Source organism: Paenibacillus sp. MER 180, assembly GCF_023713665.1.
Taxonomy (GTDB): domain Bacteria; phylum Bacillota; class Bacilli; order Paenibacillales; family Paenibacillaceae; genus Paenibacillus_B; species Paenibacillus_B suaedae.
Map to the genome: position 1 here is coordinate 33,704 of NZ_JAMAVT010000001.1, position 17,930 is coordinate 51,633.

Here is a 17,930-nt window from a genome sequence, read left to right on the forward strand (position 1 = left end):
TTTGTGAAAAGTTCCACATTAGTATATGATTTCGTCAAGCATGCACCATACTCTGCGATATACTGCAGCCTTTCGCACGATTAATTGCCTTAGCTAAACATGACTTGCCTAACATTACTTAGCGTAACATGATTCAGCCTAACATGAGATGTAAGTTGCCTTATGCCTCTTATTCTTCCTTCAGTTGAATCTCCTCGTAAGAACGAATCATTACATCTGCGGATTCAGGAGCTGTCTCGAATTGATTCGCCTCATCAATGAAGATTTGAAGACTTGAGCCAGCAGCGTATCCCATTTCCATATCCCCAACCGAATCTCCGATCACAGCTATCTCATGTGGTTCCAGTCCGATCTCTCGGCAGGCCAGCTCCACCATGTCCGGATAAGGCTTACCTTGCGCTACACAATCATCGCCAACGACCGCATCGAAATAATGGCGGATTCCCATCTTCTCCAAATGCTGCTCTGATGGCCCCTTATCATCTGCGGTCACAACCGCCATCTTGAGTCCATACTGACGGCAGAGTTCCAGAAACGGCACAACGCCTGTTACCGGAATAATATTAGCATGCTCTAGCAATTGCTCATTCGCCTGCTCAAATACCGCTGTTACCCGCTGCACAGCGCGGTTCCACGGCACTCCTTCTTTATAGAGCAAATAAGTCGCGATCGAAATCATTTGCGTCGGAGACCCCATCGCCAGCGGCCCTTGCCGATCATGCGAACGTATCGATCCATCTGGCTCGATGTGAACGCCTAAAATATATCCCGGATCTTCCGGCAAAGAGCCGCCTTCTTGCTTCAGCTCCTGTTGCAATCCTTTCATTACCGTCTCCGCCCACCAGCCCCATAGGCTAATGAACTGCAACAGCGTTCCATCCTTGTCGAACAAAATACCACGCACCTTCGTGCTGCAAGAACCTACTTGAAGCTGTACCATCTGCACCATCCTCTGCAAGATCATTATCGTTGCCCTACCATTTCGGCACACATAGCTCGGTCTCCTGCTGCGCTCCCTAACTGCTTCAACATTTCTGCCATATGGGATCGGGATGTTATAAGACAATTCCATTTGGCACGCATCCAAAACATATCTATAAACACATTCTGAAACACGAACACCAAAAAGCACGGTCGGCTGTTAATAGCCGTACCGTGCCTGTATCGTACATAAATGAAATTGAAATTACGCTGATTCTACACTTGCTGCGCTTCCCGATCCTTCTTCGTTAACTGCTTCGTACGGTCCGCATCGCGCTCCAAGATCGGCTTCAAGTACTTGCCTGTATAAGACGCAGGTACCGTGACGACTTGCTCCGGCGTTCCGTGTGCAACGATTGTTCCGCCGCCGCTGCCACCTTCTGGACCCAAGTCAATAATGTAGTCCGCTGTCTTAATGACATCCAGATTGTGCTCGATAACGAGCACCGATTCACCGGAATCGACAAGTCGATGCAGCACTTGCAGCAAGCGATCAATATCCGCAACATGGAGACCTGTAGTCGGCTCATCCAAAATGTAAATCGTCTTGCCAGTGCTCCGGCGATACAACTCAGCTGCCAGCTTCACGCGCTGCGCCTCACCGCCAGACAATGTTGTCGCAGGCTGTCCGAGTTTCATGTAGCCAAGGCCGACATCAAGCAATGTCTGAATCTTGCGATGGATACGAGGAACGTTCTGGAAGAACTCAACTGCATCCTCGATCGTCATTTCCAGCACATCTGCGATGTTTTTCCCTTTGTATTTCACTTCCAGCGTCTCACGATTGTAGCGCTTGCCCTTACATACCTCACAAGGTACATAGACGTCAGGCAGGAAGTGCATCTCAATCTTAATAATCCCGTCTCCACGACATGCTTCACAGCGTCCGCCCTTCACGTTGAAGCTGAAGCGTCCCTTCTTGTAGCCACGGATCTTCGCTTCATTCGTTGAAGAGAACAGGTCACGGATATCATCAAACACACCTGTATACGTGGCTGGATTCGAACGTGGCGTTCGTCCAATTGGGGATTGATCGATATCAATGACTTTATCGATATGCTCAAGTCCGCGAATTTCCTTGTGCTCACCTGGGCGTACCTTTGCCTTGTTCAAATCTCGCGCCAGCGTTTTGTACAAGATCTCGTTGACGAGTGTCGACTTGCCTGAGCCGGATACGCCAGTTACTGCGGTGAAGACGCCCAGTGGAATCTTTGCATGAACGCCGCGCAAATTGTTCTCCTTCGCACCGCGAACCTCCAGCCAGCGTCCATCCGTCTTGCGGCGTTCCTCAGGTACGGGGATAAACTTGCGACCACTCAAATAAGCCCCGGTAAGCGAGTTCTTATCCTTCATAATTTGCTTCGGCGTGCCTTCAGCTACAACCATACCGCCATGGATACCAGCGCCAGGACCGATATCGATAATATAATCGGCTGCAAGCATCGTATCCTCGTCATGTTCAACGACGATAAGCGTATTCCCGAGGTTGCGCATATGCTCCAACGTCTGGATTAAGCGATCATTATCTCGCTGATGCAGACCGATACTAGGCTCGTCCAAAATGTACAGAACCCCCATCAAGCTAGAGCCAATCTGCGTCGCTAAACGAATGCGCTGCGCCTCTCCGCCAGATAGCGTTCCCGCTGCACGGTTCAAGGTCAAATACTCAAGCCCGACGTTCACAAGGAAGCCGAGACGCGAATTAATCTCCTTCAGAATGAGGTGCGCAATCAACTGCTCTTTCTCTGATAGCTCTAAGCCGCTAAAGAAACGCTGCGCTTCTCCGATAGAGAGCGAGGTGACATAGGCCATGTTCTCGCTGCCTACTGTAACCGCCAAGCTTTCCTTGCGCAGACGATGCCCTTTGCAGGAACCGCAAGGCTTCGCACTCATAAACCCTTCAATATATTCACGGATGCCCTCGGATGCCGTCTCACGGTAGCGGCGCTCCAGATTATGAACGATACCTTCAAACGGCACAAAGGCTTCCTTCTTATGACCGAAATCATTCTCATATCGGAAGCGAACCTTTTCACCGCCCGTACCATTCATCAATTTGGACATCTGTTCCTTGTCCAACTGTGATACCGGAACATCCGTAGAAATTCCATAATGCTCGCATACCGCAGCCAAGAACTGCGGATAGTAGTTCGACGTGCTGCCTGCCCATGCTTCAAAAGCGCCATCCTCAATCGTACGCTCACGATCCGGCACCAGCAGTTCAGGATCAACAATCATCTTCATACCGAGTCCATCACATTCCGGACAAGCACCAAATGGACTATTGAAGGAGAACATGCGGGGAGCAAGCTCATCGATACTGAAGCCGCATTCTGGACAAGCCAGATTCGAGCTGAACACCAACTCTTCCTCGCCGATAATATCCACAATCAGCTTGCCGTCTGACAACTTCAACGCTGTCTCAATCGAATCGGCAAGTCGTGATTGTACATCTTCCTTCACGACAATTCGGTCTACAACAACCTCGATATTGTGCTTGCGATTCTTCTCCAGCTCAATCGTCTCGGACACATCACGCAATTCTCCATCCACACGAACCCGTACGAAGCCTTGTTTTTGAATATCTGCAAATACCGTCTTATGCTCCCCTTTGCGTCCAGAAATGACTGGGGCTAGCAATTGCAGCTTCGTACGCTCTGGGTACGACATGATACGATCCACCATCTGTTCCACGGTTTGCGACGTAATCTCTATACCGTGCTCTGGACAATGTGGATGGCCGACACGTGCGAACAATAGACGCAAATAGTCGTAGATTTCCGTAACCGTACCAACCGTTGAACGCGGATTGCGGCTTGTCGTCTTCTGATCGATTGAGATGGCTGGAGATAGCCCGTCGATGGAATCGACATCCGGCTTCTCCATTTGCCCGAGAAATTGACGCGCATAAGCGGATAGGGACTCCACATACCGGCGCTGCCCTTCGGCGTAAATCGTATCGAAGGCTAATGACGATTTGCCCGAGCCGCTAAGACCCGTAAGTACAACGAACTTGTCGCGCGGGATCGTCACATCGATATTTTTCAAGTTGTGGGCACGCGCCCCCTTAATCACAATATGTTCACTAGCCAATGGATTACCCCTCCTGCTCGTTCAGGTTCACTCGAACCACGTACGGCATCTAAAATTACTGCTCTATATTAGTCCATCGCCTTCAATTCCAACAAAGCATCACGCAGTTCGGCTGCCCGTTCGAATTGGAGGTTCTTCGCGGCATCTTTCATCTCCGCTTCCAATCGCTGAATGACCGACTGACGATCCTTCTTCGACATCTTCTCGACGGACTTGCTGATATCGTACCCTTCCTTCGACTCCGCTGTCTTCGTCGCCTCGATCACATCGCGCACTTTCTTGCGGATTGTCTGCGGCGTAATGCCGTGTTCCTCATTGAACGCCATCTGAATCTTGCGGCGCCGTTCTGTTTCCGTGATGGCTTTATGCATCGAATCCGTCATTTTATCCCCGTACATGATGACACGACCTGATGCATTCCGCGCCGCACGCCCAATCGTCTGAATGAGGGAGCGTTCTGCACGCAGGAAGCCTTCCTTATCTGCATCCAAAATCGCAACCAGCGATACTTCCGGCAGGTCGAGTCCTTCACGCAGCAAGTTGATGCCGACAAGCACATCGTACACGCCCAGCCGCAAATCACGCAGCAGCATCATCCGTTCCAAGGTTTTAATATCAGAATGCAAATAACGCACCTTAATGCCGATTTCCTTCAAATAATCGGTTAAGTCCTCGGACATCTTCTTCGTTAACGTCGTCACAAGGACACGCTCGTCTTTATCCAAGCGAATGCGAATTTCTTCAATTAAGTCGTCAATCTGCCCCTTCGTAGGCCGTACTTCAATAACTGGATCTAGAAGGCCCGTCGGACGAATAATTTGCTCTACCATCTTCGGAGTATGCTCAAGCTCGAACGGCCCCGGCGTCGCTGATACGAACACAGCCTGACCTACTTTCTGCTCGAACTCCTCAAACTTGAGCGGTCGATTATCCATCGCCGACGGCAAGCGGAATCCATGCTCAACGAGCACTTCCTTCCGCGCTCTGTCGCCGTTGTACATCGCACGTACCTGTGGGAGCGTAACATGAGACTCATCGACCACGACAAGGAAGTCGTCAGGGAAATAGTCAAGCAACGTATACGGTGTTGCACCGCGTTCACGGAATGTGAGCGGTCCGGAGTAGTTCTCGATCCCCGAACAGAAGCCCATCTCCTGCATCATCTCGATATCATAGCGAGTACGCTGCTCCAAACGCTGTGCTTCTAACAGCTTGCCCATACTGCGCAATTCTTCTAACCTTTCTTCCAATTCACGCTCTATATTGACGAGAGCCACCTTCATTGTCTCTTCTCGCGTTACGAAGTGAGACGCTGGGAAGATTGCGATATGTTCTCGTTCACCAATAATTTCACCAGTCAGCACATCAATTTCAGTAATTCGCTCGATTTCATCACCGAAAAGCTCCACACGAACTGCGTTCTCACCGTTCGAGGCTGGGAATATCTCAACAACATCGCCCCGCACGCGGAACGTGCCGCGTGTGAAGTTCATATCATTGCGCTGGTATTGAATGTCAACTAGCTTGCTAAGAATCGCGTTCCGCGGCTTCTCCATCCCCACCCGAAGCGACAATACGAGGTTGCCGTACTCCATCGGGGAACCCAAGCCATAGATGCACGATACACTCGCCACAATAATAACATCACGGCGTTCGAACAAGGAGCTGGTAGCAGAGTGACGAAGTTTGTCGATCTCTTCATTGATACTGGAATCCTTCTCAATATACGTATCGGAAGAAGGAATATAGGCTTCAGGCTGATAGTAATCGTAGTAGCTGACGAAATAAGACACAGCATTGTTCGGGAAGAATTCCTTGAATTCACTGCACAGCTGTGCAGCGAGTGTCTTATTGTGAGCAATAATTAACGTAGGACGATTCAACTGAGCTATCGTCTGGGCGATGGTGAAGGTCTTCCCTGTTCCTGTCGCTCCGAGCAGCGTCTGATACCGTTTCCCTTGATGGACGCCTTCAACCAATTGTTCAATCGCCTTAGGTTGATCTCCTTGAGGGGAGAACTCGGATACTAGCTCAAAAGGTCTGTCTTCCCTTTCAAAGTCCGTCACAACTTCACCACTTTCTACTTAATATCATGTACATTTTATATGATGAACTGTATCTGTCAGAGCTTAGAACTGCATCATGCAGCCGTACTCCGACCTGTACAGCAAAACGCTACTGTAATGAAAATAAATTCCTGCCTCATTCTCTGTTTATAGGCATTTCATCCTGCTTATTCGCGCAATAAACGCTCGTTCTGGGACACTCTAGGACTCCTGACTCAAAACTTTGGTACAGCTCCGCAAGCGCCCTCTTCCCCTAAACTTTACCCAATTTCCACCCGATAAACATATCAGGTACAGCATGGCGAAACAATGGGTTCGCTCAGGTCTGTTGCCATGATATAGTATGGATGCTGAAATCGTTGCAAAGAAGGATCCCGCATGAGGCGGACATCATCTTTACATATGAAAAATAAGAATGTTTGTTCCCTTTTCCATTATACTCTTTTCATCGATTGGATGCAAATGGGAAACAATGAACGGGAGAGAGGATTATCTATGGACAAAACAACTGTAATTGGCATTCTTGCCGGCTTAGCTGCACTCATCGGAGGCTTCCTGTGGGAAGGTGGACAGATGGGTGGCCTATGGGAGAAAACGGCTGCACTCATCGTCTTCGGTGGAACGATTGCCGCTGTCGTCATCAGCTTTCCAGGCAATCGGCTGCGCAGTATCCCGAACGCACTTAAGATGGCGTTCGGCCGCAAATCAACAAACGCACAGCAATTAATCGACGACATCGTCGCTATGAGTACTGTCGCTCGCAGAGAAGGTGTCCTCGCCTTGGAGAACGATGCTCACAAGCATGAGAACGGATATTTGCGTGATGGCATCATGATGATTGTAGACGGAACTGATCCCGAGCTCGTGAAGCAGATGATGGAGCTGGAGATGGACGCCATCGAAGAAAAACATGAAGGCTATGCAAAAATATTTGAAGCAGCTGGCGGTTATGCGCCAACAATGGGGATTATCGGAACCGTTATGGGTCTTATCCACGTCCTCGGCAATTTGTCAGATCCGTCTTCGCTCGGACCATCCATTGCCGTTGCCTTCACAGCCACCCTATACGGGGTTGCAACCGCGAATATCATTTACTTGCCGATTGGGAGTAAAATTAAAGCGCGCAGCATGGAAGAATTACGTGTCATGGAAATGATCGAATATGGAATTTTAGCGGTACAAGCCGGCGAGAACCCGCAAATTATTCGCAAAAAACTCGGCTCATTCCTGCTCGCCGAAGACTCCTTCGAACCGCTCAAGTTGGTTCCAGAAGCAAAGCGGGGGATGATTCATGAGACGCAGAAATAGAAAATCAGGAGCACGCGCTGAGAATCACGAGCGCTGGCTTATTACGTACGCGGATCTCATCACCCTGCTCATGATCTTCTTCGTCGTCATGTATGCCATGAGTAAGATTGATGTGGATAAATATGAGTCTCTGTCTGAAACACTGCAGGTATCCTTCCGCAATACGGATACGTCCTTAAAGGGCTCCACCATTCTGGATGGATCCTATGCAAAGCCAGGACAAACAGGAGACAAACAAACCAAGCAAGACGGAGCCGACGGCAAGGACAAGGAAGAAAAAGCCGTGGCAATAGGTACAATTACGAACAAGGATCTGGCCTTCCGCAAGCAAGAGGCAGAGCTGAAAAACTTCATGGGTGTCATCCAGCAATATATCGATGAGAACAAACTGGGCAGCCAAATCACCGTATCTGATACGCCAAAAGGAATCGCCATCCGAATGAGCGATCGACTGCTGTTCGATTTAAGTCGTGCAGAATTGAAGGATGATGCACTCCCTCCACTGAAGAAGCTTGCTACCTTACTTCCGAAGCTGAGTACATCCATTAGCATTGAGGGACACACGGATAACTTACCGTTCGCCCAAGGTGGCCGCTATAAGGATAACTGGGAGCTGTCCGCTGCACGAGCCCTATCCGTTCTTCGTTACTTCGTAGATGATAACAAGCTCGATGCCGCACAATTCCAAATTGCCGGCTATGGCGAAACTCGTCCACTTGTGGATAACGACACAGAGCAACATCGTCAACAAAATCGACGCGTAGAAATCATTGTTCTGCGGAAAATGGTGCAATAGACGTTCGTTAGCTGATTCAAGCGCATGGTTATCCAACAGTTATTCACAGGATAAACCGTACTTATCCACGTTATTCACGGACTTATCTACAGAATGTTAACAACTTGTCGACAAAATCATATATTTCAATCCTATTATCCACAATCCAAAAAATTAGATATATTTGAGTTCAAAAACAAAGGGATTAATCAGAGCAGCTGCACAACTGACTCTGATTAATCCCTTTTTGTTATATGCTTATTCCTGATTCACGTATACAAATCCCACTCAGTCCGCTGTATATCCCCAAGAACAATTGAGTAGATTAGATTCCCGAAAATTTTTATCCTTACTATGCTCGATTATCCACATCTGTAGGCATTGATGCATTCGACGTCTTCGCAGCCTCACCCATGTTGTCTGCAGACTGCACATCGCTCTCTGCTTGCTCGCGCAGCTTACGCTTTGCTCCGCGCTTGGAACGGATCCAAGGCACTAACAAGTATGAAAATAATGAAGGAGCCCGTGTAACTGCTACATATTCAACCCGATCATCGGGAGCAAGCAGCACGCCCAACTGATGGTGCTCACCAGCATAAATAGCCCGCTGCAAGAAACGAACCTCGCCTGATAAGTTATTCACTTCCAGCTTACAGAACGCGGAATTCATACGGAGTGCCTGATGCAGCTCCGCCTTCGTCCTTACCTTCACACCGTTCACCTTCACAATCACTTCACCTTGCATAATACCAAGCTCCGCTGCAGGACTGTTCGGCAGGACAGCCAAAATGCGGAGTCCACCAGCATCTTGGGTGAACACCGGACTATGTTCCGCTTCTTCTCTACGACTCAACCAGATTAAGCCCTCATGCATGCCGATGGCTGCAATTGCAGCCACAGGCACAAGCGGCGCCCACCAAGCAGCAGCTAATGAAATCGCAAGCAGCAGTGCCGCATACGCGAACAAACGCGTACTGCTTAGCGTTGCTTTCTGCTGTGGAAGCTTCGTAAATGTCAGCTCGGAGAAGCCAATCACGATCGGAAACGCAATGAGCGACCAGCCATGCTGCCACAGTTCTCCACCGAACAGCGGCGTCCAAGGCAAAGCTGCTCCCTCATCCGCTGGAAAGAGTAGAAGCAGCGGAACTGGCCACATGCTCTGCATGCGATAGGCACCAACGACGCGTCCACGCTTGCTCTCCATGAACATCGGTCCAGCCATACGAGCTGCCTGCTTGCGAATAAGGACAGCCTCAGCCGCATGCAGCAGTGCGACAAGCACCAGCAGCCCAGCAGCGTCCATCCCACGCACCGAAGCAACGGTATCCCCTAGCCATCCATCTGGATTCCATGCTGTCACCCATGTATTTAATACAAATTGTATAATGGCAAGCAAGCCTGCCGCATAAGCAAGACACAGAAATCGAACACGGATAAGCAACAGCACGAGAGCAATGATCCACAGCAGCACGATTACTTCCCGTGTTAGAGACACGCCGAGCCCAATTGCAGCAAACGTTACGAGGATGCCTGAAATCAAGCCACCGAGCCATGCATGCCAGGTATGGGTGATCCAGCTGTGCATTTTCACCGCGAACAGTCTTCGCTCCAGGATCACTTGCCTGCGATAATGCATGGCAATGAGTAGAATGGACAGCCAATAAAACGGCGAGATCAGCCATTGCAATACAGCCTCGCCTACCCGAATACTGATATCCACCAGCAGGTTCACATGATTCGCCCCTCTCCACCACCAATTAGACTACGTACTCTATCTATGCTGAACACGTACCCTCTAGGCTGCCCGCCTGCAGCCATTCTTGTCTTCAAGCTTACTAACCATCTTGCCTTCAAACCAAATACCTACTTTCTATAACCCTTTATAACCTTAATGGAGACGAACTTTAAACGAAATACTTACTCACGTATCCATTTACCCGAAAACCCATTCTTGCAATCAAAAGCAAAAGAAGGCCGAAGCCGAAGCTTACGACCTTCTTTATATTCGACAGCATTTAGCGGATTTCCTTCTTCAGTACATCAACCGCCTTATGCAGCTGTGCATCGTTCTTCGGATCCCGCATGGCCTTAACAATCGCCTGCTCAAGCTGTTCTCCCGTCTTCGCGTCAACCTTGCCCGTGACTGTCAGCTTGGATGCTTGCTGGAACTCCTTAACGGCAGCCTCTGTCTCTTTGGAGAAATAGCCATCCTTACGGCCTGGCTTGTAACCAAGTCCATCAAGCATAATCTGAACATTCTTGACATTCGCATCGTTCATATCAAATGCGAGCGTCTTATCCTTCGGAACAGGAGCGACATAATAGAAGTCAGGCTGCTGAATCGCAACATCCGGCTCAATGCCTTTCTGATGAATCCAATTGCCTTGCGGCGTTAACCACTTCGCAATTGTAATCTTGATCAGACCGCCATCTCCAGAATTATAGCTCGTCTGCACTGTTCCCTTGCCGAATGTATGCTCACCGATGAGTTTCGCTCCAGCAGATTCCTTCAACGCGCTTGCCATAATTTCAGAAGCACTGGCGCTGCCCTTATTCGTCAGCATAGTGACTGGATATGGCTTCAGCTTCGCAGTCCCCTTAGACAAGTAGCTGCTGCGCTCTTTGTTCCGATCCTCCACTTGAACAATGGACTTGCCTTCTGGAACGAACAGCTCTGTCATCTTCTGCACAATATCGAGCACCCCGCCCGGATTGTTACGCACATCGATAACAAGCCCCTTCATTCCCTGCTTCTCCAGCTTCTCAAGCTCTTCCTTGAAGCGATCGAACGTATTCAATGAGAATTGACGAATCTCAATATAACCAATACTTCCATCCAGCATCTTCGGATATACAGTCTCCATATCTACTTCATCTCGCACAACGACGAGCTCAAGTGGAGCTGTTTGCCCTGCCCGCTTGATAAGTATTTTGGCCTTCGTACCCTTCGGGCCGCGGATTTTCGCTACTGCCTCGTTTAGATTTTTGCCCTCCAGACTCTCGCCGTTTACGGAAATCAGCACGTCCTTCGGCTTGACGCCAGCCTTCTCAGCAGGTGATCCCTTAATCGGCGATACTACCGTCACTTCGCCGTTCTCCATCGTCACTTCCGCGCCAATCCCAGTAAAAGCACCTTCAATGCTATGATTGAATTGCTCCGCTTCCTCTTTCTCCATAAAGGAGGAGTAAGGATCATTAAGCGCGGCGATCATGCCATGAACAGCGCCATTTACAATCTTGTTGCGCTCAACGGCGGTAACGTATTTATTCTCGATAATGCCTAACGCCGAGTTCAGCTTCTGCATCTCGCTCGCTGATAAACCATTGCCTGTCGATGCAGCTTGTCCACCACTCGCAAATATCGGCAAGTCCATCACTGTAAACGTTAAGGCACTGCCTGTCAGCATAGCCGCTCCGACGAGCAGAGCAACGGTCCGCCCTTTGAATGACATAGAATCACCGCCTTTGTCTTCCCTATGTTCCTACGCTTACTTAGTCAACATTCATCTTAGTATATGTCGAAACTGCCATTTTTATTTCAAATAAGGTTCTGGATCAACCCGTTCTCCATCCACGCGAACTTCAAAGTGGAGGTGGTTGCCTGTTGCCCGGCCTGTTGCTCCTACCTCTGCAATCTTGTCGCCACGTGAAACTTGGTCACCCTTCGATACTTTAATTCCACCGTTGCGGATATGTCCATACAGGGACCACACGCCATTTCCATGATCGATGACGACACAGTTGCCGTATCCAGACCACCATTCAGCAATAAGAACTGTACCTGATTCAGCAGCATAGATATCTGTACCTCCCGGCGTGGCCATATCGAGACCGCTATGGAACGCTCCTTGTTTCCCAGTAATCGGATCCGTGCGCGAACCGAATCGTGAAGAAATATAATAATCGTCATGAAGAGGAACCGCAAATTTGCCGCCCGCGTACGCTGAGTTCGACGAATTCGAATTGCTTCTTGGCTTCTTCGGCTTTGGCTTCTCCTTCGGCTTCATCAGCTCATTCTTCTTACGGAGCAGCTCGGCACGCTTTTTCGCAAATTCAATGAGCAGTCTGTCCTGTTCCTCACTCGCGTCGTCTGACTCGTCAATTTGCTTATTATAGCTTGCAATCATGACTTCTTTTTCTTTTTCCTTCAGCATTAAGTCCTTCTTCGCATTATCGAGCTTCGCATACAGCAATTTTACTTGCTTCAGGTTCGTCTCGATCTCCTGCTTCTTCTGGACTACGAGCTGCTTGTCACGCTTATGCTCCGCCAATATTTCCTTATCCTGTTCAGCAATCGATTGCAGCGAATCGAACCGATCCAGGAAATCAGAGAAGCTTGTCGCACTAAACAATACATCTATGTAGGACACGACACCGTTCGTATACATCAATCGCACACGCGTATCGAGCAAATCCTCACGTTCATCAATTCGTTTGTTGACCTTCTGCAGTTCATCTGCTGACTCAGCCAAATTTAATTCTGTTTCATCTATTTGATGAGCGACATTCGCCATCTCATTAGCTTTCTTATCAATCTCAGACAGAAGATAGTCCATATCCTTCTGCGTCTTCCCAAGCAACTTCGTTGCTTCGGCCTTCGTGGACTTCGCTTCTTGCTGCTTATTCTCCGCTTGACGCATCTCGGTCTGAAGCTGCTTCAATTGCTGATTGACCTTGTCCAACTCAGATGCTTGTCCCGTTGAAGGCGGCGCCATCGAGAAGAGAATTGCAAAGCTTGCGATTAACATAATCCACTTCTTCAATCCAGTACTCCGTTTCAATCCGGTTCCTCCTATCTTCCCCGATTCGGGCCTGTCGTTCACGTTCTGCATATCGTCGATGCTATACTTTCAAAAATTTACGAATGGAAATCGTACTTCCCCATGTGCCAATCAAAATGCCTAGTCCCACTAGAGTGCTGCCAACAAGCAGCCATGCATCCTGCAGTGGAATAAGCTTGACCATCTGCAAGCCCAGCTCAAAATTCGTCACGAGCTGCTGATATCCGTAAAATAGCAGTCCAACGGTAATCAGTGACCCTACAATGCCAAGGAGAGCCCCTTCGACGAAGAACGGTCCTCGAATGAAGGAATTGGTTGCCCCAACAAGCTTCATAATGCTAAGCTCGCGCTGACGAGCCATAATCGTAACTTTAATCGTATTCGAAATAAGGAACATCGCTGTCACGGCTAGGCCGGCTACAATAAAAAGGCCGAAGTTGCGTACGGTTGCCGTTACCTTCAGCAAGGTATCGACCGTTCCTTTCCCGTAATTGACCTTCCACAGCGGCTTCGCGCTATTCGTATCATTAATGGCACTAATCTTCTTCGCGACCATGCCAATCATTGCTGGATCGTATACCTCAACCGTGAAGGAATCCGGAAGCGGATTCGTATCCTTCGTATACCCGTTAAGCAGTTCCTTGCCGTCCTCACCCAAGTTCTTCTCCAGCAGCTTCATGCCCTCTTCCTTGGAGATCGGGATAACCTTGCTTACCTCTGACATATTGCCGATATCTGTAGCAACTAGTTCCTTCTGCTCTTGTGTTGCATCAAGCTTCATATAAACTCGAATTTGAACCTTGTTATCAATTTGCTTCGTCATCTCGTTTACATTCAAGGACAATAACATGAACACACCTAATATAAACAACGAGATCACTATCGTACTAATCGATGCGAAAGACATCCATCCATTGCGGAAAATACTCTTGCTTCCTTCTCTGACATGGCGGGAAAGTGAATTAAAAATCATAGCCGTATTCCCCCCGTGCCTCGTCACGAACAATAAGTCCCTGCTCGATCGCAATAACCCGCTTGCGCATCGAGTTGACGATATCCTTGTTATGAGTAGCCATGACAATCGTCGTGCCGCGGAAATTAATTTCCTCAAGCAGCTTCATAATTCCCCATGATGTCTCTGGATCGAGGTTCCCCGTTGGCTCGTCAGCTACAATCACTGATGGATTATTCACGATTGCCCTTGCAATCGCGATTCGCTGCTGTTCTCCCCCAGACAGCTGTGCTGGCAGACTACCCATCTTATGCTTCAATCCAACCAGTTCCAGCACCTCAGGCACACGGCGCTTAATAACCTTCTTCGGTGCTTCGATAACCTCCATCGCGAAGGCTACATTCTCATAAGCAGTCAGCTTCGGCAAAAGCCGGAAGTCCTGGAACACGACACCGATATTGCGCCGAACGAACGGAATCTTGCGTTGCTTCAGCTTGCCGATATTGAATCCACTTACGAAAATTTGCCCCTTTGTAGGCACTTCTTCTCTATAGATCAATTTCATGAATGTCGATTTCCCTGCTCCCGACGGACCAACCAAATAGACGAATTCATCCTTATCGATTTGGACGGATATGCCGCGCAATGCGTGAGAGCCGTCTTGATACGTTTTCCATACATCTTGCATTTCTATCAAATGATCACACCCTAAGTTTAAAAGATCAGCTAATATACATTCGACATAAGTGCTCTAAATCCTTTAAAAGAAAGGAAATTTCAACATCTTTTTACGCATAGCACCACATTCAGCTATCATTCAGCGTTCTATAGCAGCTAACGCCGTCGGAAGCAGTCCCGCCCTTGCTGTAGTCCTCCCCTCCAACCAGCTAACGCAATTGTTCCCGTGTTCTCTACACTCATCAAGTCAAGTTTACTATGCAAGTCGCATATAGTATGAAAATGAATAAATCAAATCTTCTCGTCCTAAGGCTTCCTTCAAGCAAGGACGCTCTTCTTCATTTTTTCATAAGCAGGAGGCTATTGCAGTGAAAAAAATCCATGCACTATTTATAACCGTTGCCTCGCTCTTGTTGGTAGGTACTGCGATATGGGGCTTGGCTCACAGCTATGCATCACAGCCAACAATCCCTCCCAACGTACATCTGTCCACCTGGAATATCGGCTCTCAATCCATGGACGCCTTCCGCGAGCAATTAAAAGCAAAAATTGAGCAGTTGGAGCAAACGCCATTCGAATTCTCCTTCGACGGCACAAACGTTGAACCAGTCAAAACTACACTTGCTGATCTCGGCGTTACATATGATGCTGAGCCTATTTTACGCGCACTCGACAAGATGAAGGAAGGCTCTCTCTGGGAACGAATTCAAGCACGCTACTATTTCCCGACATCGTGGACACTTCAATTCCGCTGGAATAAGGACGTGTGGGCGAAGCGCTTGACTCCAGACTGGGAGGAAAAGACATTCAGCAAGCCCGTAAATGCACAGCGGGAAATTACAAAAGACGACACCGTTCGCTATACACCTGAAAAAACAGTCCTTCGCATCGACCGATTACAGCTGGAACAACTCATCCGCACCTCCATCCCCCACACGTGGAACGAAGGGCAATCCATTGCTCTACAGGTACCACTACAAAAAACAGCCCCACCAGTCACGATAGCATCGCTGAAAGCGGAGGGAATTGAACGAAAGATTATTGAGTTCTCAACCAGCTTCGTGCAAGCCAGCGACGGCCGCACCCATAATGTCAACGCAGCTGCCCAGACCATTCATGACATGGAGCTGAAGCCTGGTGAGGTTTTCGACTATGATAAAGTCATTGCTGAAACGGAAAAGAAATACGGCTTCAAGGAAGCTCCCGTCATCTTCAACGGCAAGCTTGTGCCCGGCATTGGCGGAGGCATTTGCCAAGTATCGAGCACCTTATACAATGCAGTACTTCGCACTGGTCTGGAAATCGTCGAGCGACGCAATCATTCATTACCTGTCTCTTATTTACCAATTGGGTTAGATGCCACCTTCTCTCAGGGCTATATTAATTTCCGCTTCAAAAACACAACCGGCAAGCATCTTATTATTCGAACTGCTGCTGAGAACGATCGGCTCATTATTAAATTTTTCGGCACAATGGATAAGGATGTATCCTATCGGATGGAGACCAAGACCTTGAAGGTACTGGAACCAACGATTAAATATGTGAAAAATCCAAATCTCCCTATCGGCAGCCATGAGACGATCCAGAAGGGGAAACAGGGCTATACGGTAGAGTCCTACCGGATCAAGCTCGTTAACGGCAAAGAGGTCGAACGCAAAAAAATGTTTGTGGATACGTATAGACCACAGCCGACACTTATAGCGGTCAATACAGGCGGATCGGATCAGTCTTCTTCGAAGAAGGATCAAAGCCCGATTTTAGAGGATGGTGTCAACGGGCCGGTATTCAACGATTAGCTAACTGGGGAAATATGCTGAGGTTCAATAGTAAGAGCCCTCCTTCAGCCATTGATGAGGAGGGCTCTTATTCGTGTAAGCATAAAACTATATTGCGGCAAACCAATGATGGACGTAAATCAATCACCATCTATGCAAAATTAGAAAATGCGGTGAGGCATCGGCCAAGCGCCACGTCCTCCTATAGAATGAAGTTGGATCCGGATGCAAGGCGAGATCATTCAATCTACGCCGCCATACCCAGCATTGAAAGGAGTTTCTCCCTTTCGAGGTACAGAACATTGCATTACGCATCCCGCTTCGTTCGCTGCTGCGGCATATCTGTAAGCTGATTGACCGATACGATGTCATGCCGTTTTTTGCGTGGTGGTGTCCAAAACTGTTCATTTCCTGGCAAATCATCGAACCAAGCAGCTTCATCGGGACAATCAAGCTCCATGAACGCTCCATAATTGCCCTCTCTTGATTGATGATACTTTAGAAAAGCCTTTCCGTTCTCAATCGCCAAAATTTCAATTTTGCCTGATGTATGACTCATGGATAGCCTGACCCGCTTACCAAGACCTGAGGTCTTCGCCTTGGCTGCTTCAACGAGTTGGTACGCCTCCTTTAATGGGAGGACGAATTCACTATTGCCAGCAACCGGCCGGTTAATAAAGAAATAATACGGGGTTACCCCAGCCCATGACAGCTTATCTAGCAGTTCTCCGAGTACATCCGCATCATCATTAATCCCCCGCAATACCGGCGTCTGATTGACTACGATAGCTCCAGCTTCGTGCAGTGCTTGGAATCCGCGCTTCGCTTCTTCTGTAATTTCTCGTGGATGATTAATATGGGCCATCACATAAATCCGGTGGTCAGGTGTTGAAAATTCACGAATCGTCTCCAGCAATAACTCATCTTCATAAATCCGCATCGGATTGAAAACGGGCAGCTTGGATCCCAATCGAATAATCTTAACATGAGGGATATCGCGCAGACGTTGTAAAATCATGCGCAGCTTCGGGGTGGCTAGAATCAGACTGTCTCCGCCGGTAAGCAGGACATTGTTAATCTCGGGATGTTCGGCAATGTAAGTGAGTCCGGGATTCACATCGGACATCGCTTCTTTGACATCGTTGCGGAATAGTCGCTTGCGGAAGCAGTATCGGCAATAGGCGCCGCATACTTCCGATACAATTAATAGTGCGGTAGATGAATACTTGTGCTGGCAGCCAGGAACTACGTAGTTCGTGTCCTCGTCTGAGGCGTCCCATCGTCCATACTCTTTCAGTTCCCCGGTATTCGGGATAACAAGCTTCCGAATCGGGTCATTGGGGTCGTTCCAATCAATGAGGTTCAAATAATAATCGTTGACGCGGAATACAAATTTCTCGGTAATCTGCTTGAGCCGTTTCCTTTCCGTCTCGGGCAACTGTGTGACCTTGTCGATATCGGTGACGTACTTCGGCTGAGGCATTAGCATTCCTCCTTATGAAGTTTGATCGTGCATATGCA

Annotated in this window: 12 protein-coding genes; 3 read left to right on the plus strand and 9 right to left on the minus strand. The window is 48.6% G+C overall.

All coding sequences use genetic code 11. The features are described from left to right. Positions 1 to 169 precede the first annotated feature (169 nt). From M3661_RS00130 to uvrB, 3 genes are all read right to left on the minus strand, one after another. The gene (locus tag M3661_RS00130) at positions 170 to 1,072 is read right to left on the minus strand and encodes an HAD family hydrolase (protein WP_251481192.1); all 903 of its coding nucleotides are present in this window, start codon (positions 1,070 to 1,072) and stop codon (positions 170 to 172) included. Between the two features lie 125 nt (positions 1,073 to 1,197). Further along, the gene (gene uvrA / locus M3661_RS00135) at positions 1,198 to 4,074 is read right to left on the minus strand and encodes an excinuclease ABC subunit UvrA (protein WP_065293034.1); all 2,877 of its coding nucleotides are present in this window, start codon (positions 4,072 to 4,074) and stop codon (positions 1,198 to 1,200) included. 68 nt (positions 4,075 to 4,142) lie between these two features. Next, positions 4,143 to 6,140, minus strand: a complete 1,998-nt coding sequence (gene uvrB / locus M3661_RS00140) for an excinuclease ABC subunit UvrB (protein ID WP_072729023.1) — start codon at positions 6,138 to 6,140, stop codon at positions 4,143 to 4,145. Between the two features lie 495 nt (positions 6,141 to 6,635). Here uvrB and M3661_RS00145 point away from each other — a divergent pair, with 495 nt between their 5' ends. Continuing rightward, positions 6,636 to 7,448, plus strand: a complete 813-nt coding sequence (locus M3661_RS00145; protein ID WP_065293033.1) for a flagellar motor protein — start codon at positions 6,636 to 6,638, stop codon at positions 7,446 to 7,448. After that, positions 7,432 to 8,244, plus strand: a complete 813-nt coding sequence (locus M3661_RS00150; protein WP_065293032.1) for a flagellar motor protein MotB — start codon at positions 7,432 to 7,434, stop codon at positions 8,242 to 8,244. Before M3661_RS00145 ends, M3661_RS00150 begins: the two co-directional genes overlap by 17 nt. 331 nt (positions 8,245 to 8,575) lie before the next feature. Here M3661_RS00150 and M3661_RS00155 read toward each other — a convergent pair whose 3' ends face one another. The 5 genes from M3661_RS00155 to ftsE form a co-directional block, all read right to left on the minus strand. Beyond that, complete coding sequence (locus M3661_RS00155; RefSeq protein WP_065293031.1) at positions 8,576 to 9,955, minus strand: PDZ domain-containing protein; 1,380 nt, start codon at positions 9,953 to 9,955, stop codon at positions 8,576 to 8,578. 283 nt (positions 9,956 to 10,238) lie between these two features. After that, positions 10,239 to 11,675 (minus strand): S41 family peptidase, encoded by a 1,437-nt coding sequence (locus M3661_RS00160; RefSeq protein ID WP_251481194.1) that lies wholly within the window; start codon positions 11,673 to 11,675, stop codon positions 10,239 to 10,241. A gap of 81 nt (positions 11,676 to 11,756) precedes the next feature. After that, positions 11,757 to 13,004 (minus strand): murein hydrolase activator EnvC family protein, encoded by a 1,248-nt coding sequence (locus M3661_RS00165; RefSeq protein WP_251481196.1) that lies wholly within the window; start codon positions 13,002 to 13,004, stop codon positions 11,757 to 11,759. A 61-nt stretch (positions 13,005 to 13,065) separates the two neighbouring features. After that, positions 13,066 to 13,977: a permease-like cell division protein FtsX gene (gene ftsX, locus M3661_RS00170; protein ID WP_065293029.1), complete on the minus strand. Its 912-nt coding sequence runs from the start codon at positions 13,975 to 13,977 to the stop codon at positions 13,066 to 13,068. Then, on the minus strand, positions 13,967 to 14,653 hold the full coding sequence (ftsE, locus tag M3661_RS00175; protein WP_021258837.1) for a cell division ATP-binding protein FtsE: 687 nt from the start codon (positions 14,651 to 14,653) through the stop codon (positions 13,967 to 13,969). Before ftsE ends, ftsX begins: the two co-directional genes overlap by 11 nt. A gap of 349 nt (positions 14,654 to 15,002) precedes the next feature. Here ftsE and M3661_RS00180 point away from each other — a divergent pair, with 349 nt between their 5' ends. Beyond that, a complete protein-coding gene (locus M3661_RS00180; protein ID WP_065293028.1) occupies positions 15,003 to 16,430 on the plus strand; it encodes a VanW family protein in 1,428 nt (475 codons plus the stop codon). Positions 16,431 to 16,716: 286 nt separating this feature from the next. Here the strand turns inward: M3661_RS00180 and M3661_RS00185 are convergent, their stop codons facing one another. Continuing rightward, positions 16,717 to 17,892: a KamA family radical SAM protein gene (locus M3661_RS00185; RefSeq protein WP_065293027.1), complete on the minus strand. Its 1,176-nt coding sequence runs from the start codon at positions 17,890 to 17,892 to the stop codon at positions 16,717 to 16,719. Positions 17,893 to 17,930: the final 38 nt, after the last annotated feature.